Genomic DNA, 26,195 nt, shown 5'->3' with positions numbered 1-26,195 from the left:
CGGTCGCGTAGTCTGGCGTCCTTCCCCAAGAACGCCGCCGCGACGTGATCGCGGCTCTATTCCTGCATGCCCGCACATCACAAGCTCCGAGGAGTGGCCCGCGACGATGTCGACCGGCACCCAGGACTCCTTCGTCCACCTCCACGTCCACACCGAGTACTCCATGCTCGACGGGGCCTCGCTCCTCGACGGACTGTTCAGCCGGGTGGCCGACCTGCAGATGCCGGCGATCGCGATGACCGACCACGGCAACCTGCACGGTGCGTTCGACTTCTACTCCAAGGCCCGCAAGCACGGCGTGAAGCCGATCATCGGCATCGAGGCCTACATCACCCCCGGCACCGGCCGCGGCGAGCGCCGGCGGGTGCGGTGGGGCAAGGGCGACGCGGCCGAGGAGGGCGGCGACGACGTCGCCGGCGGCGGCGCCTACACCCACATGACGATGTGGGCCGAGAACACCGAGGGCATGCACAACCTGTTCCGGCTCTCCTCGCTGTCCAGCCTCGAGGGCTACTTCTACAAGCCCCGGATGGACAGGGAGATCCTCCAGCAGCACAGCAAGGGCATCATCGTCAGCACCGGCTGCCCCAGCGGCGCCATCCAGACCCGGCTCCGGCTGGGCCAGTGGGACGAGGCGGTCCGCGAGGCCGGGGAGCTGCAGGACATCTTCGGTCGCGAGAACGTGTTCCTCGAGCTGATGGACCACGGCATCTCCATCGAGAAGCGGGTCCGCGACGACCTGCTCCGGCTCGGCCGCCAGCTCGGCATCCCGCCGCTGGCGACCAACGACTCGCACTACAACAACCCCGACGACGCGGACGCCCACGACGCCCTGATCTGTGTGGCCTCCGGCAAGCGGCTCTCCGACACCAACCGGCTCAAGTTCGACGGCGGTGGCTACTACATCAAGTCACCGGCCGAGATGCGCCAGCTCTGGACCCAGCACGACCTCGTCGAGGCCTGCGACAACACCCTCGCCATCGCGGAGCGCTGCGAGGTGGAGTTCGTCGAGTCCACGGGCGGCTACATGGCCCGCGCCGACGTCCCGGCCGGCGAGACCGAGGACAGCTGGTTCCGCAAGGAGGTCTGGCGCGGCATCGAGGCCCGTTATCCCGGCGACCGGCTGACCCAGGAGGTCAAGGACCGCGTCGAGATGGAGCTCGCGATCATCTCGCAGAAGGGCTACTGCGGCTACTACCTCGTGGTCGCCGACTTCATCCAGTGGTCCAAGCGCAACGGCATCCGCGTCGGTCCGGGCCGCGGCTCCGGTGCGGGCTCGATCGCGGCGTACGCACTGAGCATCACCGACCTCTGCCCGCTCGAGCACGGGCTGTTCTTCGAGCGCTTCCTCAACCCCGAGCGCCCGTCGATGCCCGACTTCGACATCGACTTCGACGACCACCGCCGCGGCGAGGTCATCAAGTACGTCACCGAGAAGTACGGCGCCGACCGGGTCGCCCAGATCGCCACCTTCGGCCGGCTCAAGGCGAAGGCCGCGATCAAGGACGCCGCCCGGGTGCTCGACTTCGGCTTCGCGATCTCCGACCGGATCACCAAGGCGCTCCCGGCCGACGTGATGGGCAAGGGCGTCGCGCTCAAGGACATCTTCGACCCCGGTCACAAGCGGTACGGCGAGGGCGGCGAGTTCCGGTCGCTGCACGACTCCGACCCGGACGTGCGCCGGATCTACGACACCGCGGTCGGGCTCGAGGGCCAGATCCGCAACTGGGGCGTGCACGCGGCCGGCGTGATCATGTCCAGCGAGCCGCTGATCAACGTCGTGCCGATCATGGCCCGCCCGCAGGACGGCGCGATCATCACCCAGTTCGACTACCCGATGTGCGAGTCGCTCGGGCTGGTCAAGATGGACTTCCTCGGCCTGAGCAACCTGCACATCCTCGACGACGCGGTCGCGAACATCGAGGCCAACCGGGGCGAGCAGGTCGTCCTCGAGGAGCTGCCCTTCGACGACCGGGCGACCTACGAGCTGATGGGTCGCGGGGACACGCTGGGCGTGTTCCAGCTCGATGGTGGCGGCATGCGCGCGCTACTGCGCTCGATGCAGCCGGACCAGTTCGCCGACATCACCGCGGTCAGCGCGCTCTACCGGCCCGGCCCGATGGGTGCGGACTCCCACAACAAGTACGCCCGCCGCAAGAACGGCCGCGAGCCGATCGAGCCCATCCACCCGGCGCTGGCCGAGGCTCTCGAGCCGGTGCTCGGGGAGACCTACGGCCTGATCGTCTACCAGGAGCAGGTGATGGCGATCGCCCAGGTCCTCGCGGGCTTCACGCTGGGCGCCGCGGACAACCTGCGCCGGGCGATGGGCAAGAAGAAGAAGGAGGAGCTCGACAAGCAGTACGCCGGCTTCCAGTCCGGCATGCTCGAGCGCGGCTTCCCGCAGGCGGCGATCGACACGCTCTGGGCGATCCTGCTGCCGTTCTCCGACTACGCGTTCAACAAGTCGCACTCCGCGGCCTACGGCGTCATCACGTACTGGACCGCCTACCTCAAGGCGAACTACCCCGCCGAGTACATGGCCGCCCTCCTGACGTCCGCGAAGGACGACAAGGACAAGCTCGCCATCTACCTCAACGAGTGCCGCCGGATGAAGATCCAGGTGCTCCCGCCGGACGTCAACGAGTCGGCCCACAACTTCACGCCGGTCGGCAACGACATCCGCTTCGGCCTGACGGCCGTCCGCAACGTCGGCAGCAACGTCGTCGACGGCATCGTCGCTGCCCGCGAGGAGAAGGGCCGCTACGAGGACTTCAACGACTTCCTGTCCAAGGTCCCCGCCCAGGTGTGCAACAAGCGGGTCTTCGAGTCGCTGATCCTGGCCGGCGCCTTCGACGACATGAAGCACAAGCGCCGCGCCCTCCACCTCAAGCACGAGGAGGCGGTGGACCGCTACGTCGGCCTCAAGCGCGAGGACGAGGGCCAGGACTCGCTGTTCGGTGGCTCGGGCTCGGACGACGTCGTCTTCGACGTCAGCATCGCGCTCCCCGACGTCGACGAGTGGGACAAGATGACCCTGCTCAGCCGCGAGCGGGAGATGCTCGGGCTCTACGTCTCCGACCACCCGCTGCTGGGTCTCGAGCACGTGCTGGCCAACAGCAGCGACTGCAGCATCGGCCAGCTGATGCTCGACGAGGACCGGCCGGACGGGTCCTCGGTCACGATCAGCGGCCTGGTCACCAGCGTCCAGCGCAAGATCACCAAGCGCGGTGACGCGTGGGCGATGGTGACCGTCGAGGACCTGGACGGCGCGATCGACGTGTTGCTGTTCCCGAGCGCCTACCAGCTGGCCGGCCCGCACCTGGTCGAGGACGCGATCCTCACCGTCAAGGGCCGGCTCTCCCGGCAGAAGGACCAGCCGGAGATCCACGGCCAGGAGGTCACCGTCCCCGACCTCTCCGACGGCCCGTCCGGGCCGGTGGTGATCAGCCTCCCCTCCACCCGGTGCACGCCGCCGGTCGTCGAGCAGCTCAAGGACGTCCTCGGCACCCACCCGGGGATGACCGAGGTCCGCCTGCGACTCTTGACCCGTGAGGAGACCTTGGTCATGCGCCTCGACGACCGGCTCCGGGTCACCCCGAGCCCGGCGCTGTTCGCCGACCTCAAGCAGCTGCTGGGGCCCGGGTGCCTGACGGGGTGAGCCACCCCGGGCATCGAACCTCCTTGCGCTCCGGCCTGGTCCAGCTCCTGATCGGCGTGGTCGTCCTCGCCGCCGCCGGGGCACTCGCCGGGGTGGTGTGGGAGTGGGTCTGGACCGCGCCCGCGGGTGTCGTCGCCGACCACCGGTGGCTCGCCGAGGACGAGGCCGGCCTGCGCGGGCAGTTCTCCGGCACCGGCTGGTTCGTGATCGTCGCCACCATCACCGGACTGCTCGCGGGCGGTCTCGTCGCGACCTTCCTCGACCGGGTGCCGCTGCTCACCCTGCTCACCGTCATCCTCGGCTCCGCGGTCGGCACCTGGGTGATGCTGAGCGTCGGCTCGGCCCTCGGGCCGCCCGACCCGACCCAGCTCGCGCTCACCGCGAAGAACGGCACGCACCTGCCCGACGAGCTCGACGTGTCCCGCCGTACGCCGTGGGTCTCGATGCCCGCCGGAGCGCTGGTCGCACTCACCCTGGTCTTCTTCGGGTTCGCGCCGGGGCGCCGGCACCACCACGACCACGATCACCCCCTCGATCACCACCACCACGACCATCCCGAGCACCGCTCGGATCGGCACTCTCCGGACCACCGCGCCGGGTAGGCTCCCGCCCGTGGAGAACAGCCCGGAGTACCTCGAGAGCGGAGCCGGCGAACCGCTCCGGACCCCGTCCGAACCGACCGGTGGCGGGCGCCGCCGCACCGGCTGGATCGTCGGCGGGGCGGTGGCCTTCGTCGCCCTGGTCGGCGCCGGCGCGTGGGCGGCCTGGTCGTTCTTCGCCACCGGCCCGCAGCCGGCCGAGGCACTGCCCGGCTCGACGATCGCCTACGCCAGCGTCGACCTCGACCCGAGCGGTGGCCAGAAGATCGAGGCGCTGCGGACGCTGCGCAAGTTCCCGGCGTTCAAGGACCACATCGGGCTCCAGACCGACGACGACGTCCGTCAACGGATCTTCGAGGAGATCCAGGGCTCCGGCGCCTGCCCGGACCTCGACTACGGCGACGACGTCGAGCCCTGGCTCGGCGACCGGATCGCCGTCGCCGCGGTCGACGCGGGCGAGGACGCTCTGTCTCCCGTGTTCGTGCTCCAGGTGAGCGACGAGGACCAGGCGGACCAGGGGCTGGCGAAGATCCAGGACTGCAGCGGCGGCGACGGCGGCGCCTGGTCGATCGCCGACGGCTGGGCGCTGGTGGGGGAGACCCAGGAGATCGTCGACCGGGTCGCCGCCGACGCCGCGAAGTCCCCGCTCTCGGACGACGAGGACTACCGCACCTGGACCGACGCGGCCGGCGACGCCGGGATCGCGACGGCCTACCTCGCCCCCGAGGCCGGGCAGGTCCTCGCCGACAACCTCGGCGGACTGATGCCGCCGATGTACGGGCTCGGCGAGGCCGTCCCCGGCTCCGACACCGACCTGATGCCCTCCGAGGTCACCCAGGGCCTCGAGGAGTTCCGCGGCCTGGCCGCCACCCTCCGCTTCGACGACGGCTCGCTCGAGCTGGAGGTGGCCGCCGACACCGGCAGGTCCCAGGACGCGCTCGACGGCGCCGACGGCGGGGACGACGTGCTGGCAACGCTGCCCGACGACACCGCGGCCGCGCTGGGCCTCGGGTTCGCCGACGGGTGGTTCGGCGACCTCGTCGACCAGTTCGCCGGCCAGCTCGGCGGTGACCTGAGCGGCGACGAGCTCCTCGACGAGCTCTCCTCAGAGTCCGGCCTCGACCTGCCCGAGGACGTCGAGACGCTGACCGGCGAGTCCGCCGCGCTGGCCATCGGGGGCGACTTCGACCTCGAGACGTTCGTGAACTCCACGGACGGCAGCGGCGTGCCGGTCGGGCTGAAGGTCCAGGGCGACCCGGACGCGATCGAGACGGTGCTGGACAAGCTGCGCCCCCAGCTCGACGGCGCCGAGTCCTTCCTCGGCAGTGACAGCGACGGCGACCTGATCGCCATCGGCCCCGACGGCGACTACCGCCAGCAGCTGCTCGAGGACGGGGACCTCGGGGACTCCGAGGTGTTCGAGAACGTCGTGCGCGAGGCCGGAGACGCGGCCGCGATCCTGTTCGTGAACTTCGACGCCGGGGACTGGCTGGCCAGCCTCGCGGACGGTGACCCGGAGGTCGAGGAGAACCTCGAGCCGCTGCAGGGCCTCGGCCTGAGCGGCTGGCTCCAGGACGACGCCAGCCACGTGGTGCTCCGGCTCACGACCGACTGATCGGCGCCACGGTCGCCCCCGTCACTCGCACCAGGTCGGCCGGCGCGATCGCCAGGTCCAGGCCGCGGCGTCCGCCCGAGACGTAGACGGTGTCGAAGCGGAGCGCGCTCTCGTCGAGCACGGTCGGGTGGGCGCGCTTCTGGCCCACCGGCGAGATCCCGCCTGCGACGTACCCCGTCGCCCGCTCGGCGGCCGCCACCTCGGCCATCGCGGCCCGGCTCGCCCCGAGCGCGCGGGCCAGCGCCTTGAGGTCGAGCTGACCGGTCACGGGCACGATGCCCACGGCCAGCTTCCCGTCGACGCTGGCCATCAGCGTCTTGAGCACGACGGCCGGGTCGAGGCCGAGGGCCTCGGCCGCCTCCAGGCCGTACGACGCCGCCCGGGGGTCGTGCTGGTACTCGTGGAGGGTGAAGGGCACCCCGGCCTTCGCGAGTGCCACCGTGGCCGGAGTACCGCCCGGCGACCTCTTCTTGCTCATCAATTGGGACTCCACCGGGTCCGGGCCACCTCGGTGGCCGGGAGCGAGGGGATCACGTTCATCGCGCGCAGCTCGGCGCGCAGCAGATCGGTGACCAGCACCAGGCGGGTCTCGGCGTCCTCCGCCTCGAGCAGCGACTGGCGCTCGGGCATCGGGAGCGGCGCGACGGCGGCCAGCGTCCAGGAGAGGTACGTCGGGTCCCGCGGCAGCGCGCCGGCGTACGGGTCGGCCCGGATGTCGGCCAAGGCCGCGCGGTAGGCCGTGAACGCGACCCGGGCCTGGTCGAGGACCGCCTCGGCGACCGGCGCCTCGGGGTCCGGCCGGTCGGTGACGTGGCCGACCGGGAACAGCCCGGTGGTGTCCAGGCGGTCCAGCTGGATCCGCTCCAGGCCCACCGCCACGACGTCGAAGCTGCCGTCGGGATGCGCCTCGACCTCGGTGAGCTGCACCCGGCAGCCGACCCGGTACAGCGACTGGGCGCCGTGCTCGCCCACCTCGTAGCCCTCGCGGATCGCCACGGACCCGAACACCCTCGCGGCGGGGTCCTCGATGCGCAGCAGGTGGTGCACGAGCGCGCGGTACCGGTCCTCGAAGACCGTGAGCGGCACGCTCACCCCCGGGAACAGCACCGCGTTCAGCGGGAACATCGGCAGCGTCTCGGGCACGACGCCAACGTAGCCGCTGGGGAGGTCCGGGGTTTCCAGGCTCGCTGCGCGCGCACCTCAACCGCCGGACGGAATCGGGGCCGGGCGGCGCGCGCTCGTAGAATCGGGGCCATGATCCGCCGCATCGACCTGCGAGGCGCCGACCCGGGTGTCGACTACCGGGCAGCCGTGCCCCGTGCCGACTTCGACATCGAGGCCGCGGTCCCGGCGGTGCATGCGATCTGCGAGGACGTCCGGACCCGCGGGCTGGACGCGATCCGCGAGCTCTCGGAGCGCTTCGACGGCGTCGCCGTGGACGACATCCGGGTCGCCCCGGAGGCGCTGGCCACCGCGCTCGAGCGGCTCGACCCCGACATCCGGGCCGCCCTGGAGGAGTCGATCGCGCGGCTGCGGGCCACCTGCGCGAACGAGCTCGAGCAGGACGCCGTCACCGACCTCGGCCCCGGCGCCCGGGTCACCCACCGCAAGGTGCCGGTCGGCCGGGTCGGCCTCTACGTCCCCGGCGGGCTGGCCCCGCTGGTCTCCAGCGTGCTGATGAACGTCGTGCCGGCCCAGACCGCCGGCGTCGGGTCGATCGCGCTCGCGAGCCCGCCCCAGCGTGAGTTCGCAGGCGCGGTGCACCCGACGATCCTGGCGGCGTGCGCGCTGCTGGGGGTCGAGGAGGTGTACGCCGTCGGCGGCGCCCAGGCGATCGCGATGTTCGCCTACGGCACCGGGCCGTGCCGGCGGGTCGACCTGGTGACCGGGCCCGGCAACATCTACACGGTCACCGCCAAGCGGCTGCTCAAGGGCCTGGTCGGTATCGACTCGGAGGCGGGCCCCACCGAGATCGCGATCCTCGCCGACGACACGGCGGACCCGGCGTACGTCGCCGCCGACCTGCTCAGCCAGGCCGAGCACGACCCGCTCGCCGCCGCCGTGCTCGTCACGCCCTCCGACCGGCTGGCCGACGCGGTCGCGGCCGAGCTCGAGACGCAGGTCGCGGCCACCAAGCACGTCGAACGGATCCGCACCAGCCTCTCCGGGCGGCAGTCCGGGGTCGTCCTCGTCGACGACCTCGAGCAGGGCCTCGAGGTCGTGAACGCCTACGCCGCCGAGCACCTCGAGATCCACACCGAGGACGCCGCGGCGTACGCCGCCCGGGTCCGCAACGCCGGCGCGATCTTCGTCGGCCCCTACGCCCCGGTCAGCCTCGGCGACTACTGCGCCGGCTCCAACCACGTGCTGCCGACCGCCGGCTGCGCCTGCCACTCCTCGGGCCTCTCGGTGCGCGCGTTCACCAAGTCGGTCCACGTGGTCGACTACTCCCGCGCGGCGCTCGACGCCGTGGCCGGGCACGTCGTCACGCTGGCCGAGGCCGAGGACCTCCCCGGCCACGGCGCGGCCGTCCGGGTGCGGTTCGGGGGCTGAGCGGTGACCTTCCCACCCCTGCGCGAGGAGCTGCGGGGCATCGAGCCCTACGGCGCGCCGCAGCTGGACGTTCCCGTCCAGCTCAACGTCAACGAGAACCCCTACGGGCCATCGCCGGCCTGCGCCGCTGACATCGCGGCCGCGGTCGCGCTGGCCGCGGGCACGCTGAACCGCTACCCCGACCGCGAGTTCGTCGACCTGCGGATGGCACTGGCGTCGTACCTCGGCCACGGCGTCACCCACGAGCAGGTGTGGGCGGCGAACGGGTCCAACGAGGTGATGCTCCAGCTGCTCCAGGCGTTCGGCGGCCCGGGCCGGGTGGCGCTGAGCTTCGCCCCGACGTACTCCATGTATCCCGAGTACGCCCGCGACACCGTCACCGAGTGGGTCGTCGGGCACCGCGAGTCCGACTTCGCGCTCGATCTCGACCACGCGCACGACCTCGTCAAGGAGCGCCAGCCGAGCGTCGTGCTGCTCCCGAGCCCGAACAACCCGACCGGCACCGCGCTGCCGCTCGACGCCGTCACCGCGCTGTGCGAGGCGGCGGCCGGGAACGAGCAGCCCGGGGTCGTCGTGGTCGACGAGGCGTACGGCGAGTTCCGCCGGGCCGGCACGCCCAGCGCGCTGGAGCTGCTGCCGCGGCACCGCAACCTGGTGGTGACCCGCACGATGAGCAAGGCGTTCGCGCTGGCCGGTGCCCGGGTCGGCTACCTGGCGGCGGCGCCGGAGATCTGCGACGCGATCCGGGTCGTGCGGCTGCCGTACCACCTGTCCGCGGTCACCCAGGCGACCGCGCTCGCGGCGCTACGGCACGCGCCGGAGCTGCTCGGCAAGGTCGACGAGCTGCGGGCCGAGCGCGACCGCACGGTCGACTGGCTGCGCGAGCAGGGCCTGACGGTCGCGGACACGGATGCGAACTTCGCGCTGTTCGGGACCTTCGCCGACCGGCATGCTGTGTGGCAGGGGTTGCTGGGCCGGGGGGTGCTGATCCGGGAGACCGGCCCGGACGGCTGGCTGCGGGTCTCGATCGGCACCGCCGAGGAGATGCAGGCATTCAAGGACGCACTGACCCAGGTCAGGAAGGAAATGTGATGACGAGGACGGCACGCATCGAGCGGCAGACCAGCGAGTCCAAGGTGCTCGTCGAGGTCGACCTCGACGGCACCGGGCGCCACGACGTCTCGACCGGCGTGGGCTTCTACGACCACATGCTGACCGCGTTCGCCCGCCACGCGCTGGTCGACCTGACCGTGCAGACCGACGGCGACACCCACATCGACGCCCACCACACCGTCGAGGACACCGCGATCGCGCTCGGCCAGGCGCTGCGCCAGGCGCTCGGTGACAAGCGGGGCATCCGCCGGTTCGGCGACGCGACCGTGCCGCTGGACGAGGCGCTCGTGCAGGCCGTGGTCGATGTCTCCGGCCGGCCCTACTGCGTGCACACCGGCGAGCCCGAGGGGCAGCAGTACGTCCAGCTGGGTGGCACCACGCCGGCGTACCTGGGCTCGCTGACCCAGCACGTCTTCGAGTCGATCGCGTTCCACGGCCACTTCGCCCTCCACGTCCGGGTGCTGGCCGGCCGCGAGCCGCACCACATCGTGGAGACCCAGTTCAAGGCGGTCGCCCGGGCCTTCCGCGACGCCGTCGCGCTCGACCCGCGCGAGACCGGGATCCCCAGCACCAAGGGCGCTTTGTGACCCGTCCGAACGTGGTGGTCCTCGACTACGGCTCGGGGAACCTCCGCTCCGCCGTGCGCGCGGTCGAACGCGCCGGCGCCGAGGTCACGCTGACCGCCGACCGCGCGCTGGCCCAGGAGGCCGACGGCCTGCTGGTTCCGGGCGTGGGCGCCTTCGCCGCCTGCATGGCCGGCCTGCGCGCGGTGCGCGGCCACGAGGTGATCGGCCGGCGACTCGCCGGCGGCCGCCCCGTCCTCGGCATCTGCGTGGGCATGCAGATCCTCTTCGAGCGCGGGGTCGAGCACGGGGTCGAGACCGAGGGCTGCGGCGAGTGGCCCGGCGTGGTGGAGCGGCTGCAGGCGCCCGTCGTACCCCACATGGGTTGGAACACCGTGGACGTGGCCGCTGCATCGACCCTGTTCGAGGGTGTCGAGGACGAGCGGTTCTACTTCGTGCACTCCTACGGGGTGCGGGACTGGACGCTGGAGACCAACGACCGCACCCGGGCGCCGCTGGTGCACTGGACCTCGCACGGCGGGGACCGGTTCGTGGCCGCGGTCGAGAACGGGCCGCTCAGCGCCACCCAGTTCCACCCCGAGAAGTCCGGCGACGCCGGCGCGGCGCTGCTGCGCAACTGGGTCGGGTCCCTGTCATGAGGGTGGAGGTGACGGTGCCGTGAGCAAGGAGCGGGCCCGGCGCCGGGCCGAGCGCGAGCGGGAGGCCGCGGCGGTCGCGGCGGCCCGGGCGGCGGAGGCCGAGCGCAGGGAGCGGCGGGACGCCCGGGTGCGCGCGGTCACCGACCGGCTGCCGAGGCCACCCAAGCGGCCGAGCGGGCTGCTCGCGCAGCGGCGGCGCCGCCAGAACGGCGCGCTGGTCGCCGCCCTCGTCGCGGTCAACCTGCTGGTCTGGATCGTCTTCGGCGAGTGGGAGATCCGGCTCGCCGCGTTCGTGGTCAGCGTGCTGACCGCCCCCGTGTTCCACACGATGCTGTTCCGACGTACCTGAAGGGCACCCATGTCTGACTATCTCGAGCTCCTCCCCGCGGTCGACATCACCGAGGGCCGCGCCGTCCAGCTGGCCCAGGGGGTGGCCGGCTCCGAGCGCACCTACGGCGACCCGGTGGCGGCCGCGATGCGCTGGCAGGAGGCCGGCGCGGAGTGGATCCACCTGGTCGACCTCGATGCGGCCTTCGGCCGCGGCTCCAACCGCGAGCTGCAGGCGGAGATCGTCGGCGCCCTCGATGTCCAGGTCGAGATGAGCGGCGGCATCCGCGACGACGAGTCGCTCGCGGCGGCGCTGGCCACCGGCTGCCGCCGGGTCAACATCGGCACCGCGGCGCTCGAGCAGCCGGAGTGGTGTCGGCGGGTGATCGCCGAGCACGGGGACCGGGTCGCGATCGGCCTCGACGTACGCGGTCGCACGCTCGCCGCCCGGGGCTGGACCAAGGACGGCGGGGACCTCTACGAGACGCTCGCGCGCCTGGACGCCGAGGGCTGCGCGCGCTACGTCGTCACCGACGTCAACAAGGACGGCATGCTGCAGGGCCCGAACCTGCAGCTGCTGCGCGACGTCTGCGCCGCCACGTCCGCCCCCGTGGTGGCCTCCGGGGGTGTGACGACGCTCGCCGACATCGAGGCGCTGATGGAGCTGGTCCCGGTCGGGGTCGAGGGCGCGATCGCCGGCACCGCGCTCTACGAGGGCCGGTTCACGCTCGAGGACGCGCTGGCGCTGACGCGCGGTGGCCGATGACGCTCGCCGTACGCGTCATCCCGTGCCTGGACGTGGACGCCGGGCGGGTGGTCAAGGGCATCAACTTCAAGGAGCTCCGCGACGCCGGCGACCCCGTGGAGCTGGCGCGCACCTACGACGCCGAGGGCGCCGACGAGCTGACCTTCCTCGACATCTCAGCCTCCTTCGAGGGGCGGGCGACCACGATGGAGATCGTCTCGCGCACGGCCGAGGAGGTGTTCATCCCGCTGACGGTCGGTGGGGGAGTGTCCTCGGTGGCCGACGTGGACCGGCTGCTGCGCGCGGGCGCCGACAAGGTCGCGGTCAACACCGCCGCGATCAACCGACCGGAGCTGGTGGCCGAGATCGCCGACCGCTTCGGCAACCAGGTGCTGGTGCTCTCGGTCGATGCAAGGAGGGTGGACGCCCGTCGCGCCCCGGGCACGGCCTCGGGCTTCGAGGTGACCACCCACGGTGGCCGGAAGTCGGCGGGCCTCGACGCCGTCGAGTGGGCCGTGCGCGCCGCGGACCTGGGCGCGGGGGAGATCCTGCTCAACGCGATGGACGCCGACGGGACGCAGGACGGCTTCGACCTGGAGCTGATCCGGGCCGTACGCCGGGAGGTCACGGTCCCGGTCATCGCGTCCGGCGGGGCGGGCGCGGTCGAGCACTTCCCGCCGGCGGTCGAGGCCGGCGCCGACGCCGTGCTGGCGGCCACCGTCTTCCACTTCGGCACGTTGCGGATCGCCGACGTCAAGGCGTCGCTGGCGGGGGCGGGCTACCCGGTCCGCTGAGCCGGTCTTCCGGCTCTCCTGACACGTCCGGGGGTACAGCGGTGTCCTGGCAACCGAACCAGCCACGCGAACGGTTGCGCACGCACCGCCGGCCAGGGGGTCTGGCCGTGGCCGCCGCCATCGACGCCGCGGACTGGGTCCGCGACGGCCGCCCGGGGGCGGCCGTCGCAGTGGCGCCACGCGTCAGACGAACAGCAACTGCCCACCCTCGGTCATCTCGATGAAGTCGGAGGCGCTGATGATCCCCTCCACCTCGTCGTACAGGTCGGCCTCGGTCAGGTGGTTCATGTCGGCCGACATCCGGCACGCCCAGAGGTGACCGCCGGAGTCGGCGATCTGTTGCAGGAAGTCCGGGACCTCGGGCACGCCGACGTCGGCGATCGACTTCTTCAACTGGTGGGTCGCCATCGCGGTCATGCCCGGCAGGCCTCCCAGGCCCTGCGGCATGTGCGTCGCGGTGTTGCCGAGCATCGTGAACTTCAGGTCGCCCATGGTCTTCTTGTTGATCATGTCGAAGCCCCAGAACGTGAAGAACAGGTGGGTCTCGACGCCCTCACCCAGGGCGGCGTTCGCAAGGACCAGGGCCGGGTAGGCCATGTCCAGATTGCCCTTGGAGCAGATGATGGCCAGCTTGCGCCCCGCATCCGCCTCGCCGAACGACGGGACGAGGGGGGCGGTCTCGGTGGTAGTCATGGAGGATCCTCCTTCACACGCAGCCGTGCGGCTTCGGCAGCCCGGCGACGTACGCGAGCTTCTTGGCCGGCTTCTGGGGGAACAGCTGGAACAGCGTCTTGGTCGGGACGCCGCCCACCACGCTGATGCGCCGCAGCGTGGCGGTCTCGCCCTCGCTGGCGTAGTCGTCGCGCAGGAAGCGGATCACCTGCCAGTGCTCATCGGTCAGCTCGATCCCGATCTGGGCCGCGAGGGCCTTCGCGAGGGGCTCGGACCACTCGCTGGGATCCGTCATGAATCCTTCCTCGTTGACGTGGATCTCGTGCCCGTCGATCGTCGTGGTCGGCATGGCGTCAGGCCTCCTTCTCGGGTTGGTGCTTACCGGCCATCGACATGTGAGCCGGAAGTGGGACGGGGCGCCCGGGCAGGAGCACGTTCCAGTAGATGTGCCGGAAGGCGAGCTTGCCCAGGTGGTTGGCCCGGGTCTCCTTCAGGAGACTGAGCGGGCCGACGTAGGGGAGGGGGTACTTGCCGGGGAGCGGCTGGGTGTCGTAGTTGAAGTCGATCAGCAGCGCCTTGTCGTCACCGGACTCGACGAAGCAGTTCGCGTGCCCGTCGAACGACTTCGTCATCGGCCTGCCCGCGATGTGGTCGAGGAAGTTGTCGACGAAGATGTCGACCGCGAAGTGGGCGACCGACCCGGCCTTCGAGGCCGGGATGTCGCTCGCGTCGCCGATGGCGAAGATCGTGTCGTAGGCGGTAGACAGCAGCGTGTGCTTGTCCACCGGCACGTAGTTCAGCTCGTTGCCGAGTCCGGAGCGCGCCACGAAGTCGGCGCCCATGTTGAGTGGGACCGTCACGAGCAGGTCGAAGGGCACCTTGCGCTCGTCGAACGAGACCAGCGCGCGGCGCTCGTCGTCGACACGCTCGATCATGAAGTCCGGCTCGACCAGGATCTTGCGCTCGGCGAGCATCTCGCCCAGCGTCGCCGAGGCGACGGGCTGGGTGAAGGCGCCGTCGAGCGGCGTCACGAAGACCAGCTCCACACGGTCGCGCAAACCCTGCTTGCGCAGCCAGGAATCGGCCAGGAAGGTGAACTCCAGAGGTGCCACCGGGCACTTGATGGGCGTCTCCGTGATGTGCACGACCAGTCGGCCGTGGTCGAACGTCTTGAGTGCGGCGGCGAGCGCCTCGGCGCCTTCGAGGGTGTAGAAGTCGAAGATGCTGTGCCGCCACTCGCTGCCGAGCATGCCGGGCGTCTGGTCCGGGCGCGGCGTGGTCCCGGAGGCGATCACCAGGTAGTCGTAGGCCAGCTCGCGCCCGCCGACCAGCGCGACCTTCCGGGCCTCGGGGTCGACCCGGTCGATCTCCGCGGTCACCAGTTCGATCGCGTCGGCGAACAGGCCGCGTCGCGGTCGGATCACCTGGTCGTGGGTGTACCCCCCGAAGGGGAGGAACAGATAACCCGGCTGGTAATGGTGCTCGTCGTCGCGGTCGACCACGACGACCTTCCAGTCGCGGTGGTCGAGCCGGCGGCGGAGCCGGTTCGCGGTCATCGTGCCGGCGGTTCCTCCGCCTAGCACGAGGAGAGTCTTCATGGTCGCCTCCTGGGGGATGTGCCTTCTTCCACGCAACCCCACGCTAGGCAGCGGCACGGAGCCGAAGCAGAGGCGAACGTCCTTACCCCGGGGGGTATTGCAGCCCGGAGTTTCCGGTGGCGCGGGGCGACCGTGCGGTGGCTGGGTCAGGCCCCGAGATCGGCGGAGCGCAGCGCCGCCACCCGCTCGGCCGATCCCTCGAAGTCCAGGTCGCGGACCTGGTCGCGGCCGAACAGGAACAGCACCACCTCGACCACCGGCCCGGCGATGACCACGGGATCAGGGCCCTTGCGCACGGTGGCCGTGGCGCCGGTGTCGGAGCGTCGTACGACGGCCGGGACCGGCAGCCGGCGCCCGAAGAACGCCCCGCCGCGACGCAGCTGCGACCAGAGCAGGTCGAGGTCGGCGGCGGGCAGGGTCCGTGGCTCCCAGCCGGGTTGTGCCCGGCGCAGGTCCTCGTGGTGCACGACGAGCTCGAAGGTGTTCATCAGCCCGTCCAGCAGCGGCACCAGCCGCAGCGGGGGCGAGGGCCGCCGCAGCGTCTCGACCTGCACGCCGAAGGACCGCTCCCGACCCTGCGCCATCGCCCGGTCGGTGAGGCCGGCGAGCGGAGGCACGATGTTGCCGAGCGCCGAGACCGGCCGGCGCTCACGGATCAGCAGGTGGCTGACCAGGTCGCGGGCGTCCCACCCTTCGCACAGCGTCGGCGCGTCCGGGCCCAGAGCCAGGGCCAGGTCGCACAGCTCGGTCCGTTCCCGCAGGGCGAGGGGAGCACTCATGTCACGAGGCTATGTCGGTGCCGGGGAGTCGGCACCGGGGAATACCCTGTCCGGGCTGCGGGGTTGGCCCGCGAGAAGGACCAAGACCGGGACGACAGGGACAGGCCAGGACCAGGTGGCGAACGAGCGGGGGAGCCGGCGCGGGACCACGCGCGAGGGATTCGCCGTCCTGGCGGTCGCGATCAAGCGGGAGCCCTGGATCTTCGCGGTCTCGACGATCGGCAGCGTGCTCTTCGGCGCGCTGACGGTGGCCGACGCGTGGGTGCTCGGCTGGTCGACCGACCACGTCGTGCTCCCGGCGTTCGAGGACGGGGAGGTCGGCGGTGGCCTGCTGCTCGCCGTGCTGGCGCTGTTCCTCGGCGTCGCGATCCTGCGCGCGGTCGGGATCGTGGCCCGCCGGCTCGGCGCCGGCGTCATGCAGTACCGCATGCAGGCCCATACCCGCCGCGCCGTCACGCGGCAGTACCTCGCCCTGCCGATGGAGTGGCACCAGCGCCACCCGACCGGTCAGCTGCTGTCCAACGCCAACTCCGACGTCGAGGCGGCCTGGGGGCCGATCGCGCCGCTCCCGATGGCTGTCGGCACCGTCGCGATGATGGTGATCGCGGTCGTCCAGATGTTCGTCGCCGACGTCGTGATGGCGCTCGTCGGCCTGCTCGTCTTCCCGGCCGTCATCGCCGCCAACCTCGCCTACCAGCGGCTCGCCTCGCCGCTGATGACCCGGGCGCAGCAGCTGCGCGCCGAGCTCAGCGAGGTCGCCTACGAGTCCTTCGACGGCGCGATGGTCGTCAAGACGTTGGGCCGTGAGCCCGAGGAGACCGCGCGCTTCGCCGAGAAGGCCCACCAGCTGCGCGAGGTCAACATCCGCGCCGGCCGGATCCGCGCCGCCTTCGACCCGACCCTCGCCGCGCTGCCCAACGTGGGCGTGCTCGTGGTCCTCGCCGTCGGCGTCGAGCGGGTGCTGAACGGCTCGACCGACGCCGGTGACGTGGTCACGGTCGCCTACCTGCTGACCATCGTCTCGTTCCCGATCCGCTCCATCGGCTGGCTGCTCGGCGAGTTCCCGCGCAGCGTCGTGGGCTACCACCGGGTGCGCTCGGTGCTGCGCGCGACCGGCGAGATGCCGTACGGCGAGCGGCCCGCCGTCGGCGTCGCGGGCGGCGCCCGGCTGGAGGTCGAGCACCTCGCCTATGGCTACGACCCCGATCAGCGGCTGCTCGAGGACGTGACCTTCACCGTCGAGCCGGGCCGGACCGTCGCGGTCGTCGGCGCCACGGCCTCCGGCAAGAGCACCCTCACCACCCTGATGGCGCGCCTGGTCGACCCCGACGCCGGCCGGATCCTGGTCGACGGCACCGACCTGCGCGACCTGGCCCGCGGCCAGCTGGCCGAGACGCTCGCGGTCGTGCCCCAGACGGCGTTCCTCTTCGACGACACGGTGCGCGGCAACGTCACCCTGGGTGCCGACGTGTCCGACGACGACGTCTGGGCGGCGCTGCGGGCCGCCCAGGCCGACGGGTTCGTGGCTGCCCTCCCGCACGGCCTGGACACCCGGCTGGGCGAACGCGGCACGTCGCTCTCCGGCGGCCAGCGGCAGCGGATCTCGCTCGCCAGGGCCCTGGTCCGGCGTCCCCGGCTGCTGATCCTCGACGACGCGACCTCCGCCGTGGATCCCGAGGTCGAGGCCCGGATCCTCGACGCCCTGCGCGCCGGCGGCGGCGACAGCACCCTCGTCGTCGTCGCCTACCGCAAGGCCACGATCGGCCTGGCCGACGAGGTGGTGCACCTCGAGGACGGCCGGATCGCCGACCGGGGCACCCACGCCGAGCTGCTGGAGCGCAGTGCGTCCTACGCGCACCTGGTCAACGCCTACGAGCAGCACGCCGACCTGGTGGAGGACGCCGGATGAGCACCGTCCTCGACTCCGGTGAGGAGATCGGCGCGATCGCCACGCTGCGCCGGGGCGTGCACTACTCCCCGGAGCTCACCGAGGGCATCTGGCGGACGCTGGTGCTCGCGATCCTCGCCTCCCTCGGCCAGGTCGTCGTCCCCGTGGCCGTCCAGCAGACCCTCGACCGCGGCCTCAACGGCCCCGGCGGCCCGGACGTCTCCTTCACGGTGCTCACCGGCATCGGGGCCGCGGTCGCGATCGCGGTGACCAGCTGGGCGTCGTACGCCATGACGGCGCGGCTCTTCACCGCCTCCGAGCGCGGGCTCGCCACGCTGCGGATCAAGGCGTTCCGCCACGTGCACGACCTGCCGCTGCTCACCCAGAACACCGAGCGCCGCGGGGCCCTGGTGTCCCGCGTCACCAGCGACGTCGACCAGGTCAGCCAGTTCCTCGTGTTCGGCGGCCTGCTGTTCGTGGTGAGCATCGGGCAGATCCTCGTCGCGACCATCGTGATGGTGGTCTACAGCTGGCAGCTCGCGCTGGTGGTCTGGCTCTGCTTCGCACCGCTGTTCTTGTCGCTGCGCTACTTCCAGCGCAAGCTGTCCGAGGCCTACGGCACGGTGCGCCGCCAGGTCGGCGTCATGCTCTCGGCGATCTCCGAGCCAGTGGTCGGCGCCGCGGTGGTCCGGTCGTACGCCGTCGAGGCCCGCACCCAGGCCCGCATCGACGCCGCGATCGACGAGTACAAGGCGGCGAGCACCCGCGCCCAGGGCTTCACCGCCTTCTCGTTCTCGCTCGGCGGGGTGTCGGCCGGGCTCGCCAACGCCGGGGTGCTCATCGTCGGCATCTGGCTCGGGCTCGAGGTGCTGCCCACCGGCGCCGACATCACGGCGGGCAAGGTGCTGGCGTTCGCGTTCCTCGTCACCCTGTTCGTCGGACCGGTCCAGATGGGCACCCAGATCCTCACCGACGCGCAGAACGCCATCGCCGGCTGGCGCCGGGTGATCGGCATCCTCGAGACGCCGGCCGATCTGGTGGACCCGGGGGAGCAGGGCCGCACCCTCCCGCGCGGGCCCATCGACGTGCACCTCGACCACGTGACGTTCGCCTATCCCGGCGGGCCTCCGGTGCTGCGCGACGTCGACCTCGACATCGCCGCCGGCACCCGGGTCGCGGTGGTCGGCGAGACCGGCTCCGGCAAGTCCACGATCGCGAAGCTGCTCACCCGGCTGATGGACCCCTCCGAGGGAGCCGTCCTGCTCGACGGCATCGACGTGCGTGAGATCGCGCAGGTCTCGATGCGCCGCAGCGTCGTCCTGGTGCCGCAGGAGGGGTTCCTGTTCGACGACACGATCACCGCGAACGTCCGGTACGGCCGCCTGGAGGCGACCGAGGACGAGATCCTCGCCAGCGCTGCCGAGCTCGGGCTCGGCGACTGGGTGGCGGGGCTGCCGCACGGCCTCGGCACCCGGGTCGGCCAGCGCGGCGAGTCGCTCTCGGCCGGTGAGCGCCAGCTGGTCGCCCTGCTGCGCGCCCAGCTCGCAGATCCCGACCTGCTCGTGCTCGACGAGGCGACCAGCGCCGTCGACCCGGCACTGGAGATGCGGATCGGCCGCGCGCTCGAGCGGCTGATGAGCGGACGCACGTCGGTGACGATCGCGCACCGGCTCTCCACCGCCGAGAGCGCCGACGAGGTCGTGGTGGTCGACCGCGGGCGGATCGTCCAGCGCGGGCCGCACTCGGTGCTGGTCACCGAGGCCGGATCGGTCTACGCGGGCCTGCACGCGTCGTGGACCGCCCAGCAGGGGACAATTCAGCAGTGACCACCTTGGACCCCGCCATCGCCGGCCGGCTGAAGCGCAACCCGGACGGGCTGGTGCCCGCGGTCGTGCAGCAGCACGACACCGGCGAGGTGCTGATGCTGGGGTGGATGGACGACGAGGCGCTGGCCCGCACGCTGACGACCGGCCGGGCGACGTACTGGAGCCGCTCACGGCAGGAGTACTGGCTCAAGGGCGAGACCTCCGGGCACGTGCAGTGGGTCAAGGAGGTCCGGCTGGACTGCGACGGCGACACGATCCTGGTGAAGGTCGACCAGGTCGGTGCCGCCTGCCACACCGGCGACCGCACCTGCTTCGACGCCGATCTGCTGTCCGGCGCCGACCGACCCGGCCCCGACGCCCGTGGCTGAGCCGCGCCGTACCTTCGGCCCCGTCGTGCTCGGCGGCCTGACCGCCGGTGCCCTGGCGGCCATCGCCGGTGACCGGCCCGCCGCCGCGGCGGACGGGGAGGGTGCCGGCGCTGCCCTGGTCACCTACGACGCGCACCTGCCGGTGGTGACCGCGCTCGCGCTCGTGGTGCTCGCCTGCTGGGGCGTCCTCCTGGTCACCCGCGGACGGGTGCGCCGCGCCGTCGCCGGACTCGCCGTGCTCGCCGCGCTGGGCGCCCTCGCAGGCGTGGTCGCCGGCTTCGAGCAGGTGCCCGACCGGCTGCGCGACGAGCTGGCCCAGGTCGGTGTCACGACCGCGGACGTCGGTCACACCGCCTGGTTCTGGGCGGCCGGCGTGGGCGCCCTGCTGTCGGTGCTGGCCGCCGCGGCCGCGGTCGCCTGGGTGCCGGCCTGGCCGCAGATGGGCAGCCGGTACGACGCACCCGGCGCCGCCCCAGCAGCGTCCGCGACGCCACCCGAGGAGCAGACCAGTCTCGATCTCTGGAAGGCGATCGACGAGGGTCGCGACCCGACGGACGCCGAGCCTGAATAGACTGTGCCCCCGAGAGCGCACGAGCCCCACCACCGAGCCCGTCCGGACCCCGCTTCAAGGAGCCCCCGCATGTCGAACAACCACGGCAACACCCCCGCGGCCTGGACGGCGGTCGCGATCGCGATGCTGGGGTTCGTCGTCGGTGCCGTGGGCCTGCTGCTGGACCCGGTCAGCTACCCGGTCTTCTGGGTCGGCGTCGCGCTCGGGGTGGCGTCGCTGGTCGTGTTCGGCGTGATGGCCAAGCTCGGCTTCAACCAGTCGGGTCACTGAGCGGACCCCGGCCGTGACCATCACCGCGCCCCCCACCGCCCCCTCGGCGGTCGGCGGCGCGAGCCGGTGGCAGCGGATGGCGGCGCCCGCGATCACCATCGGCGCGCTCGGCGCGGCGACCCTCGCGCTGCACATCCGCGACCCCCACGAGAGCGGCTCCTGGGGCTACTGCCCCAGCGCGGCCCTCGGCTTCTGGTGCCCGGGTTGCGGCGGCCTGCGCGCGGTCAACGACCTCACCCACGGAGACGTCGGCGCGGCGGCGTCCAGCAACCTGCTCTTCGTCGCGATGCTGCCGCTGCTGGTGTTCCTGCTCGGGCGGTGGGTCGTCGACCGCTGGCTGGGCCGCGAGCGCGAGCCGGACGGGCGCCTGGTCACCGTCGGCACCGTGACGCTGTGCGTGGTCGCCGTCGTCTTCGCGGTGCTGCGCAACCTGCCGGCCGGGTCCTGGTTGGCGCCCTGAGGCCGACGTTCCCCCTGAGGCGCGCGAAGGGCCGACCCCGCCGGGGTCGGCCCTTCGCACCTCTCCGGCGCTGCGCTCAGGACGTGCTGTACTCGAAGTTCGTGTCCAGGACACCGGTCGCGACCAGGATGATCGTGACGATCACCATCGCGATCCCGACGAAGCCGGTGATGATGCCGGTCAGCGCTTGGCCCTCGCCCTTCAGCTGGCCGTTGGACGCGCGGATCTCCTTGCGGGCCAGGAAGCCCAGGATGATCGCCACGACGCTGGTCACCACGAAGAACCCGCAGCAGATCGTCAGCAGGCCGACCAGGCCGGTCACCATCGACCCGATCGCCTTGCCCGAGGTCTTCGGAGGAAGGCCGCCCTGCGGCGGCACGGGTGCGCCGTACTGCGGCGGGGGAGGTGGCTCTGAGTAGCTCACGTGCTCGAAACCCTTCGTCTGGCCGTCCGTCTGCCGGCCGCTTGCTGCGGACACTACCGGTGCGGGAACCCCGACACCGACGCCTCGCCGTCCGCGTCCCGAGGCGCGGTCCGCGGGCCACCAGGGTCGTGACAGACTTCGAGTGCCGTACCGCCCTGATCCACCCCGATCGACCCTGCCCCGCTGACTGGAGTGAGTGCCCGCATGTCCGTGCTCGACGACATCGTGGCCGGCGTGCGGCTCGACCTGGCGGAGCGCGAGTCGGCGACCAGTCTCGCCGACCTGCGGGCCGCGCTGGCCGACGTCGACCCGCCCCGTGACCCGATGCCGCACTTCCGGGCCGCCGGCTCGAGCGTGATCGCCGAGGTCAAGCGGCGCAGCCCCAGCAAGGGCGACCTGGCCACGATCCCCGATCCGGCCGAGCTCGCCCGCAGCTACGCGGCGGGTGGCGCTGCCGCGATCAGCGTGCTCACCGAGCAGCGCCGCTTCGGCGGCAGCCTCGCCGACCTGCGCGCGGTCCGGGCCGCGGTCGACACCCCGATCCTGCGCAAGGACTTCATCGTCTCGAGCTACCAGGTCGTCGAGGCCCGGGCGGCCGGCGCGGACCTGGTGCTGCTGATCGTCGCGGCCCTCGACGACGACGACCTGCGCCGGCTCCACGACGAGGCCCGTGAGCTGGGCCTGACGGCGCTGGTCGAGGTCCACGACGAGCCCGAGACCGAGCGGGCCGTGGCCCTCGGTGCGGAGCTGGTCGGCGTGAACGCTCGCAACCTGAAGACGCTCGCGATCCATGACGACACCTTCGGGCGGCTCGCGCCGCTGGTCCCCGACGATCGCGTCAAGGTGGCCGAGTCGGGGATCTTCGGACCGGACGACGTGGCGCGGTTCGTGCGCGAGGGGGCCCGGGCCGTGCTCGTGGGCGAGGCACTGGTGAAGGACGGCGACCCCGAGGGCGCAGTGCGCAGGATGACAGGAGTCGAGTCATGACGACCAGGCCCGAGCGGACGACGACGTACGACGCGGACGCGCTCGGCTGGTTCGGCGGCCCCGCGGAGGGCTTCGGCGGGCGGTTCATGCCCGAGGCCCTGGTGGCGGCCCTCGACGAGCTCACCGTCGCCTGGCAGGACGCGATGGCCGATCCGGAGTTCGTCGCGGAGTTCGACACGATCCTGCGCGAGTACGCCGGCCTCCCGAGCCCGCTCTACGTCGCCGAGCGGCTCAGCGCCCAGGTCGGTGCCCGGATCCTGCTCAAGCGCGAGGACCTCGCCCACACCGGCGCGCACAAGATCCGCAACGTGCTGGGCCAGGCGCTGCTGACCCGGCGGATGGGCAAGACCCGGGTGATCGCGGAGACCGGCGCCGGGCAGCACGGCGTGGCCAGCGCGACGGCCGCGGCCTACTTCGGTCTCGACTGCACGGTCTACATGGGCTCGGTCGACACCCGGCGGCAGGCGCTCAACGTCGCCCGGATGAACCTGCTCGGCGCCACCGTCGTCCCCGTCGACTCCGGCAGCGCCACGCTCAAGGACGCGATCAACGAGGCGCTGCGCGACTGGGTCGCCACCGTCGACCACACGGCATACCTCTTCGGCACCGCGGCCGGGCCGCACCCGTTCCCCAGCATGGTCCGCGACTTCACCCGCGGCATCGGCGACGAGGCCCGGGCGCAGTGCCTCGAGCGCTTCGGCCGGCTCCCGGACGCGATCGCGGCCTGCGTCGGCGGGGGCTCCAACGCGATCGGCCTGTTCTCGGCCTTCCTCGACGACGCGGACGTCGCGATCTACGGGTTCGAGGCCGGTGGCGAGGGCTTCGAGACCGGCCGGCACGCCGCCACGATCCACGCGGGGGACCGCGGCGTCCTGCACGGGGCGCGCACCTACGTCCTCCAGGACGAGGACGGCCAGACCCTCGAGTCGCACTCGATCTCGGCCGGGCTGGACTACCCCGGCGTCGGCCCGCAGCACGCGCACCTGGCCGCGACCGGGCGCGCGACGTACCTCCCGGTGACCGACGACGAGGCCATGGCGGCACTCGCCCTCCTCAGCCGCACCGAGGGCATCATCCCGGCGATCGAGTCCGCTCACGCTGTCGCCGGCGGGCTCCGGGTCGCCGAGCGGCTGGCCGCGGAGCAGGGGCCGGACGCGACGGTGCTGATCAACCTGAGCGGGCGCGGCGACAAGGACATGGGCACCGCGATCGAGTACTTCGGCCTGGTCGACGGCCAGCACGCCGGAGGCCACGGAGCCGGGGAGCCGATCGGATGAGCACGCGGACCGCGTTCGACACGGCGAGGGCCGAGGGCCGGGCGGCGCTCGTGGGCTACCTGCCGGCGGGCTTCCCGGACGTCGCCGGGGGCATCGACGCCATGCTGGCGATGGTCGACGCCGGGTGTGACGTGATCGAGGTCGGGCTGCCCTACAGCGACCCGGTCATGGACGGGCCCACCATCCAGGCGGCCGCGCAGCAGGCCCTCGAGCGGGGCGTCCGCACCGCCGACGTCCTGCGCACCGTCGAGGCGGTCGCGGCGACCGGCACGCCGACCGTCGTGATGACCTACTGGAACCCGGTCGAACGGTACGGCGTCTCGCGGTTCGCCGCCGATCTCGCCAACGCCGGGGGAGCGGGTCTGATCACGCCCGACCTCACCCCCGACAGCGCGCAGGAGTGGATCGCCGCCGCCGACGAGCACGACCTGGACAAGGTGTTCCTGGTCGCGCCGTCCTCGACCGAGGAGCGGCTCGCGATGACGACGGCGGCGTGCCGCGGCTTCGTCTACGCCACCGCGGTGATGGGCGTGACCGGCGCCCGGGCGACGACCAGCGACCTGGCCGGACCGCTCGTGGCGCGGGCCAGGAGCGCGATCGCGGCGGCCGGCGCGGACCTGCCGGTCGGCGTGGGCCTCGGCGTCAGCACCGGCGACCAGGCCGCCGAGCTGGCTGCCAGGAACGGGATCGGCGCCGACGGCGTGATCGTGGGCTCGGCGTTCGTGCGCACGCTCCTCGACCACCCGGACGACCCGGCCGCGGGCCTGCGCGCGCTCCGCGAGCTGACCGAGGACCTCGCCGCCGGTGTCCGGCGTGCGTAGGCGGCTCGCGGGGATCGGCGCCCTGGTGCTGGCCGGGGCGCTGCTCGCCGGCTGCTCCACCAGCACGGCCGAGACCGACGGCGGCTACCGCGCCGCCGTGACCCACGACCCCTACACGGTCTCGGCGACACCGCTCACCGACACCAGCGGGCAGCCGTACTCCCTGACGAAGGACACCGACAAGCCGGTGACGCTGGTGTTCTTCGGCTACTCGAGCTGCCCGGACATCTGCCAGGTCGTGATGGCCAACATCGCCTCCGCACTCACGCGGCTCGACGAGGCCGACCGCAGCTCCGTCGACGTGGTGTTCGTGACGACGGACCCGAAGGTCGACACCGAGCAGCACCTGCGCGCGTACCTCGACCGGTTCGACCCGTCCTTCATCGGGCTGACCGGTGACCTCGACACGATCGCGGCCGTCGGCAAGCCGCTGGCGGTGTACGTCGCCGACGGCGAGCGGCTGCCCAGCGGGGGCCGCGACCTGAACAGCCACAGCACGCAGGTCACCGCGATCACCGCCGACGACACCTCACCGCTGCTGTGGACGCAGGACACCTCGTCGGCCGACCTGGCCGCCGACCTCCACACACTGCTCGCCGAGGAGGCCGACCGGTGACCACCCTGATCGCTCAGGTGAGCGTGCTGTCGATCCCGAGCCCGTCCTCGGGCGTGTGGTACCTCGGCCCGGTGCCGATCCGCGGCTACGCGCTCGCGATCATCGCCGGCATCGTCGCGGCGATCTGGATCGGCGAGCGGCGCTGGATCGCGCGGGGCGGCCGCGCAGGCGACGTCCAGGACCTGGCGCTGTGGGCCGTGCCGTTCGGGCTGGTCGGCGGCCGGATCTACCACGTGCTCACCGACAGCGACCTCTACTTCGGCGACGGTCGGCACCCGATCGAGGCGCTCTATGTCTGGCGCGGCGGTCTCGGCGTCTGGGGCTCGATCGCGCTCGGCGCCCTCGGGGTCTACATCGGCGCCCGCCGCAAGGGCATCCGGATGCTCCCGGTGCTCGACGCGATGGCGCCCGGCGTCCTGGTGGCGCAGGCTGTGGGGCGCTGGGGCAACTGGTTCAACCAGGAGCTGTTCGGCAAGCCGACCGACCTGCCCTGGGGCCTGGAGATCGACGCCGACCACCGCCCGCTCGGCTATCTCGAGGACCCGACCTTCCACCCGACATTCCTCTACGAGTGCGTGTGGAACCTCGGTGCGTTCGGCTTCGTGATCTGGGCCGACCGCCGGTTCCGGCTGGGCCACGGCCGGGTGCTGGCGCTCTACGTGATGGCCTACACGCTCGGCCGCGGCTGGATCGAGATGCTGCGCATCGACGACGTCGAGCTGTCCGACGTCGGCGGCCTGCGGTTCAACGTGTGGACCTCGATCGTGCTGTTCGTCGTGGCTGCGGTCTGCTTCGTGGTCAGCGGCCGGCTGCGGCCGGGCCGTGAGGAGCAGGTGTACGACGACGAGCACGTCGACCCGGGAGCTGCCGAGGAATCCGGCGACCTGCCCGCTGCGGGCGGCGGTGTCCGCTCCCACGACGACGGAGCGCCGCCCGGCTGACCGGGTGCTAATGTGTCACCTCCGCTAGGGCCAATGTCGTCCCCTGCACCTGGCCGGTTCTCTCGGCCACC

Annotated in this window: 28 protein-coding genes; 21 read left to right on the top strand and 7 right to left on the bottom strand. The window is 72.2% G+C overall.

Annotation, left to right across the window (positions count from 1 at the left end; genetic code table 11):
* Positions 1 to 106: 106 nt before the first annotated feature.
* Genes dnaE through NOCA_RS16925 form a run of 3 tightly spaced genes read left to right on the top strand, consistent with a single transcriptional unit; the run spans position 107 to position 5,872 of the window.
* Positions 107 to 3,658, top strand: coding sequence for a DNA polymerase III subunit alpha (gene dnaE, locus NOCA_RS16935; RefSeq protein ID WP_011756486.1), 3,552 nt, complete (start codon positions 107 to 109; stop codon positions 3,656 to 3,658).
* Entirely contained in the window at positions 3,655 to 4,260 is a 606-nt protein-coding gene (locus NOCA_RS16930; protein ID WP_011756485.1) for a hypothetical protein, read from the top strand. The genes dnaE and NOCA_RS16930 overlap by 4 nt, the downstream gene beginning before the upstream one ends.
* 10 nt (positions 4,261 to 4,270) lie before the next feature.
* Complete coding sequence (locus tag NOCA_RS16925) at positions 4,271 to 5,872, top strand: DUF3352 domain-containing protein (protein WP_011756484.1); 1,602 nt, start codon at positions 4,271 to 4,273, stop codon at positions 5,870 to 5,872.
* On the opposite strand, the gene ybaK is transcribed toward NOCA_RS16925, so the two are convergent.
* Together ybaK and NOCA_RS16915 are read right to left on the bottom strand one after the other, a co-directional pair.
* Positions 5,859 to 6,350, bottom strand: coding sequence for a Cys-tRNA(Pro) deacylase (ybaK, locus tag NOCA_RS16920; protein WP_011756483.1), 492 nt, complete (start codon positions 6,348 to 6,350; stop codon positions 5,859 to 5,861). The two genes, NOCA_RS16925 and ybaK, sit on opposite strands and share 14 nt — an antisense overlap.
* Entirely contained in the window at positions 6,350 to 7,015 is a 666-nt protein-coding gene (locus NOCA_RS16915) for an LON peptidase substrate-binding domain-containing protein (RefSeq protein ID WP_011756482.1), read from the bottom strand. The genes ybaK and NOCA_RS16915 overlap by 1 nt, the downstream gene beginning before the upstream one ends.
* Before the next feature lie 111 nt (positions 7,016 to 7,126).
* On the opposite strand from NOCA_RS16915, the gene hisD reads away from it, so the two are divergent.
* From hisD to hisF, 7 genes are read left to right on the top strand one after another with little or no spacing between them, the layout of a single operon-like run.
* The gene (gene hisD / locus NOCA_RS16910; protein WP_011756481.1) at positions 7,127 to 8,425 is read left to right on the top strand and encodes a histidinol dehydrogenase; all 1,299 of its coding nucleotides are present in this window, start codon (positions 7,127 to 7,129) and stop codon (positions 8,423 to 8,425) included.
* A gap of 3 nt (positions 8,426 to 8,428) precedes the next feature.
* Complete coding sequence (locus tag NOCA_RS16905; RefSeq protein WP_011756480.1) at positions 8,429 to 9,517, top strand: histidinol-phosphate transaminase; 1,089 nt, start codon at positions 8,429 to 8,431, stop codon at positions 9,515 to 9,517.
* Positions 9,517 to 10,125: an imidazoleglycerol-phosphate dehydratase HisB gene (gene hisB / locus NOCA_RS16900; protein ID WP_011756479.1), complete on the top strand. Its 609-nt coding sequence runs from the start codon at positions 9,517 to 9,519 to the stop codon at positions 10,123 to 10,125. The genes NOCA_RS16905 and hisB overlap by 1 nt, the downstream gene beginning before the upstream one ends.
* Positions 10,122 to 10,760 (top strand): imidazole glycerol phosphate synthase subunit HisH, encoded by a 639-nt coding sequence (gene hisH / locus NOCA_RS16895; protein ID WP_011756478.1) that lies wholly within the window; start codon positions 10,122 to 10,124, stop codon positions 10,758 to 10,760. Before hisB ends, hisH begins: the two co-directional genes overlap by 4 nt.
* 19 nt (positions 10,761 to 10,779) lie before the next feature.
* Positions 10,780 to 11,109, top strand: coding sequence for a hypothetical protein (locus tag NOCA_RS16890; protein ID WP_011756477.1), 330 nt, complete (start codon positions 10,780 to 10,782; stop codon positions 11,107 to 11,109).
* Between the two features lie 9 nt (positions 11,110 to 11,118).
* Positions 11,119 to 11,853: a bifunctional 1-(5-phosphoribosyl)-5-((5-phosphoribosylamino)methylideneamino)imidazole-4-carboxamide isomerase/phosphoribosylanthranilate isomerase PriA gene (priA, locus tag NOCA_RS16885; RefSeq protein WP_011756476.1), complete on the top strand. Its 735-nt coding sequence runs from the start codon at positions 11,119 to 11,121 to the stop codon at positions 11,851 to 11,853.
* Positions 11,850 to 12,626 carry an imidazole glycerol phosphate synthase subunit HisF gene (hisF, locus tag NOCA_RS16880; RefSeq protein WP_011756475.1) on the top strand — a complete coding sequence of 259 codons (777 nt, stop codon included), beginning with the start codon at positions 11,850 to 11,852 and terminating at the stop codon, positions 12,624 to 12,626. The genes priA and hisF overlap by 4 nt, the downstream gene beginning before the upstream one ends.
* Before the next feature lie 183 nt (positions 12,627 to 12,809).
* Here the strand turns inward: hisF and NOCA_RS16875 are convergent, their stop codons facing one another.
* The 4 genes from NOCA_RS16875 to NOCA_RS16860 form a co-directional block, all read right to left on the bottom strand.
* Entirely contained in the window at positions 12,810 to 13,319 is a 510-nt protein-coding gene (locus NOCA_RS16875) for a DsrE/DsrF/DrsH-like family protein (protein ID WP_011756474.1), read from the bottom strand.
* 13 nt (positions 13,320 to 13,332) lie between these two features.
* On the bottom strand, positions 13,333 to 13,647 hold the full coding sequence (locus NOCA_RS16870) for a TusE/DsrC/DsvC family sulfur relay protein (protein ID WP_011756473.1): 315 nt from the start codon (positions 13,645 to 13,647) through the stop codon (positions 13,333 to 13,335).
* A 4-nt stretch (positions 13,648 to 13,651) separates the two neighbouring features.
* Positions 13,652 to 14,896, bottom strand: a complete 1,245-nt coding sequence (gene sqr, locus NOCA_RS16865; RefSeq protein ID WP_011756472.1) for a type III sulfide quinone reductase, selenoprotein subtype — start codon at positions 14,894 to 14,896, stop codon at positions 13,652 to 13,654.
* A 146-nt stretch (positions 14,897 to 15,042) separates the two neighbouring features.
* Positions 15,043 to 15,675 carry a TIGR03085 family metal-binding protein gene (locus NOCA_RS16860; protein WP_011756471.1) on the bottom strand — a complete coding sequence of 211 codons (633 nt, stop codon included), beginning with the start codon at positions 15,673 to 15,675 and terminating at the stop codon, positions 15,043 to 15,045.
* Between the two features lie 115 nt (positions 15,676 to 15,790).
* Between NOCA_RS16860 and NOCA_RS16855 the strand changes: the two genes are divergently transcribed.
* From NOCA_RS16855 to NOCA_RS16830, 6 genes are all read left to right on the top strand, one after another.
* Entirely contained in the window at positions 15,791 to 17,584 is a 1,794-nt protein-coding gene (locus NOCA_RS16855; RefSeq protein ID WP_011756470.1) for an ABC transporter ATP-binding protein, read from the top strand.
* Positions 17,581 to 19,389: an ABC transporter ATP-binding protein gene (locus NOCA_RS16850; protein WP_011756469.1), complete on the top strand. Its 1,809-nt coding sequence runs from the start codon at positions 17,581 to 17,583 to the stop codon at positions 19,387 to 19,389. Before NOCA_RS16855 ends, NOCA_RS16850 begins: the two co-directional genes overlap by 4 nt.
* Positions 19,386 to 19,757 (top strand): phosphoribosyl-AMP cyclohydrolase, encoded by a 372-nt coding sequence (gene hisI, locus NOCA_RS16845; RefSeq protein WP_011756468.1) that lies wholly within the window; start codon positions 19,386 to 19,388, stop codon positions 19,755 to 19,757. Before NOCA_RS16850 ends, hisI begins: the two co-directional genes overlap by 4 nt.
* Positions 19,750 to 20,328 (top strand): Trp biosynthesis-associated membrane protein, encoded by a 579-nt coding sequence (locus tag NOCA_RS25950; protein ID WP_049774386.1) that lies wholly within the window; start codon positions 19,750 to 19,752, stop codon positions 20,326 to 20,328. Before hisI ends, NOCA_RS25950 begins: the two co-directional genes overlap by 8 nt.
* Before the next feature lie 69 nt (positions 20,329 to 20,397).
* Positions 20,398 to 20,598, top strand: a complete 201-nt coding sequence (locus NOCA_RS16835; RefSeq protein WP_011756466.1) for an HGxxPAAW family protein — start codon at positions 20,398 to 20,400, stop codon at positions 20,596 to 20,598.
* A gap of 13 nt (positions 20,599 to 20,611) precedes the next feature.
* Positions 20,612 to 21,058 carry a DUF2752 domain-containing protein gene (locus tag NOCA_RS16830; RefSeq protein WP_041546621.1) on the top strand — a complete coding sequence of 149 codons (447 nt, stop codon included), beginning with the start codon at positions 20,612 to 20,614 and terminating at the stop codon, positions 21,056 to 21,058.
* 76 nt (positions 21,059 to 21,134) lie between these two features.
* On the opposite strand, the gene NOCA_RS16825 is transcribed toward NOCA_RS16830, so the two are convergent.
* The gene (locus NOCA_RS16825) at positions 21,135 to 21,482 is read right to left on the bottom strand and encodes a DUF4190 domain-containing protein (RefSeq protein WP_083768183.1); all 348 of its coding nucleotides are present in this window, start codon (positions 21,480 to 21,482) and stop codon (positions 21,135 to 21,137) included.
* 204 nt (positions 21,483 to 21,686) lie between these two features.
* Here NOCA_RS16825 and trpC point away from each other — a divergent pair, with 204 nt between their 5' ends.
* From trpC to lgt, 5 genes are read left to right on the top strand one after another with little or no spacing between them, the layout of a single operon-like run.
* The gene (gene trpC, locus NOCA_RS16820; RefSeq protein WP_011756463.1) at positions 21,687 to 22,469 is read left to right on the top strand and encodes an indole-3-glycerol phosphate synthase TrpC; all 783 of its coding nucleotides are present in this window, start codon (positions 21,687 to 21,689) and stop codon (positions 22,467 to 22,469) included.
* Entirely contained in the window at positions 22,466 to 23,746 is a 1,281-nt protein-coding gene (gene trpB, locus NOCA_RS16815) for a tryptophan synthase subunit beta (RefSeq protein WP_011756462.1), read from the top strand. The genes trpC and trpB overlap by 4 nt, the downstream gene beginning before the upstream one ends.
* On the top strand, positions 23,743 to 24,567 hold the full coding sequence (trpA, locus tag NOCA_RS16810; protein ID WP_011756461.1) for a tryptophan synthase subunit alpha: 825 nt from the start codon (positions 23,743 to 23,745) through the stop codon (positions 24,565 to 24,567). The genes trpB and trpA overlap by 4 nt, the downstream gene beginning before the upstream one ends.
* Positions 24,560 to 25,183 (top strand): SCO family protein, encoded by a 624-nt coding sequence (locus NOCA_RS16805; RefSeq protein WP_238383363.1) that lies wholly within the window; start codon positions 24,560 to 24,562, stop codon positions 25,181 to 25,183. The genes trpA and NOCA_RS16805 overlap by 8 nt, the downstream gene beginning before the upstream one ends.
* Positions 25,180 to 26,124: a prolipoprotein diacylglyceryl transferase gene (gene lgt / locus NOCA_RS16800; protein ID WP_011756459.1), complete on the top strand. Its 945-nt coding sequence runs from the start codon at positions 25,180 to 25,182 to the stop codon at positions 26,122 to 26,124. Before NOCA_RS16805 ends, lgt begins: the two co-directional genes overlap by 4 nt.
* The last annotated feature ends 71 nt before the right edge of the window (positions 26,125 to 26,195 follow it).

Source organism: Nocardioides sp. JS614 (assembly GCF_000015265.1).
In the GTDB taxonomy this organism is placed as follows: domain Bacteria; phylum Actinomycetota; class Actinomycetes; order Propionibacteriales; family Nocardioidaceae; genus Nocardioides.
This window is presented reverse-complemented; position numbering and strand designations above follow the sequence as displayed.